Origin of the sequence: Pseudomonas sp. IT-P258 (genome assembly GCF_949767825.1) — a bacterium.
In the GTDB taxonomy this organism is placed as follows: Bacteria; Pseudomonadota; Gammaproteobacteria; order Pseudomonadales; family Pseudomonadaceae; genus Aquipseudomonas; species Aquipseudomonas monachiensis.
This window is the reverse complement of record NZ_CATKPU010000089.1, coordinates 1-293: the sequence shown is the minus strand read 5'-3', so window position 1 is coordinate 293 and position 293 is coordinate 1. Positions and strand designations below refer to the sequence as shown.

At 60.4% G+C, this 293-nt stretch carries 1 protein-coding gene; it reads left to right on the top strand.

The window, feature by feature from the left end; genetic code table 11:
* Nucleotides 1-24: 24 nt before the first annotated feature.
* Nucleotides 25-293: hypothetical protein (locus ACM6G4_RS25925; protein ID WP_414914885.1), on the top strand; the 269-nt coding region annotated here is incomplete at its 3' end.

Below are 293 nucleotides of genomic sequence, written 5' to 3'. Positions count from 1 at the left end.
GTGGATGACAGCGACGCGGTGAACATGTCGCAGCTCAACGAGACCAACACCAGCGTCACCAACATCGACAATACGATCAAGAACATCGCAGGCGACACCAGTAACAGCTACACCGACATCCATGGTGTGGGCATTCGCTACGCTCGTACCAACGAAGCCGGTCTGGCCGTGAGCGACTCCTCGGCCGAAGGGCAGGGCAGCACGGCTGTGGGTTACAACGCGCTGTCCACGGGTGAGAGCAGCCTGGCGCTGGGTCGTGAGGCCAAAGCGAACAACGCCAACGATGTCGCTCT